The 1,239-nt window shown below is 30.5% G+C and carries 1 protein-coding gene; it reads left to right on the top strand.

The features are described from left to right. Positions 1 to 53: 53 nt before the first annotated feature. A protein-coding gene (locus tag KA845_RS11915; RefSeq protein ID WP_210128126.1) for an IS3 family transposase occupies positions 54 to 1,195 on the top strand; the annotation gives its coding sequence in 2 pieces (ribosomal slippage) (positions 54 to 324 and positions 324 to 1,195; 1,143 coding nt in all). Positions 1,196 to 1,239 lie beyond the last annotated feature (44 nt).

Below are 1,239 nucleotides of genomic sequence, written 5' to 3' on the forward strand. Positions count from 1 at the left end.
AAAACACTTTCGTTGAATTCATTTAAAATGAATCATACGGAGGTGTTTTTTCTATGAAAATAATGTCTTATTCAATAGAAACAAAATATAAAACGATTGAAATGAAAGAAGCTGGATATACTGTAAAAGAAATTATGGAAGCATTAAATATCAAAAATAGCACACAGGTAAAAACTTGGTGGCGATGGTATCGAAATGGTGAAACTTATAGATTTTATCAACAAAGAGGCAAGCAATATACTTACGGCAAAGGCGTGAAAGAATTATCAGAAGTAGAACAATTAAAGTTAGATAATAAGAAAAAAGATATTGAAATAGATATTTTAAAAAAGTACAAGGAGTTAGAAAGGAAGTGGTATCCAAAGTAATTGTAGAATTAATTGATCAATTCAAGCATAAGTATTCAATCAAAATGATACTCGATGTTTTAGAAATACCTCAATCGACATACTATAGATGGAAACATAAGGACAAGGAAAAAGATAAAGTGACTCAAAAGGTTATTGAATTATGTGAAGAAAATAATTTCACCTACGGTTATCGCAAAATTACAGCATTGATTAATCAATTGTATTCAGCGTCAATTAATCATAAAAGAGTTCAGAGAATCATGCGAAAGTATAATCTGAACTGCCGAGTTAGACCTAAAAAATCTAAAAAAATTGGTGAACCTTATTATAAAACAGATAATTTATTACAAAGACAGTTTAAAGCTAACCAACCAATGGAAGTATTAACAACTGATATTACTTATTTACCTTTCGGTAACTCTATGTTGTATTTATCTTCAATTATGGATGTTTATAACGGAGAAATTGTGGCGTATAAAATAGATAACAAACAGGGTCAAAGCTTAGTAAATGATACATTGAATCAAATAGATATACCTGAGAATTGCATACTACATAGTGACCAAGGCAGTGTTTATACATCCTATGCTTACTATCAATTATGCGAAGAAAAAGGCATTATCAGAAGTATGTCCCGAAAGGGAACACCAGCTGATAACGCCCCGATAGAAAGTTTCCATTCCTCGCTAAAGTGTGAAACTTTCTACATAAACAATGAGCTCAATAGCTCTAACCAAATTGTAATAGATATTGTCGAAAATTACATTAAAAACTATAATAATAATCGAATTCAACAAAAACTAGGCTACTTATCCCCTAGAAAATATAGGGAATTAGCAGCCTAGAACATAGTGTTTTTATTAAGTTCTCATTCTAAGGGTTCAGCGCC

The sequence above is a fragment of the Staphylococcus sp. GDX8P114P-2 genome, assembly GCF_017892945.1.
GTDB classification, from domain to species: domain Bacteria; phylum Bacillota; class Bacilli; order Staphylococcales; family Staphylococcaceae; genus Staphylococcus; species Staphylococcus arlettae.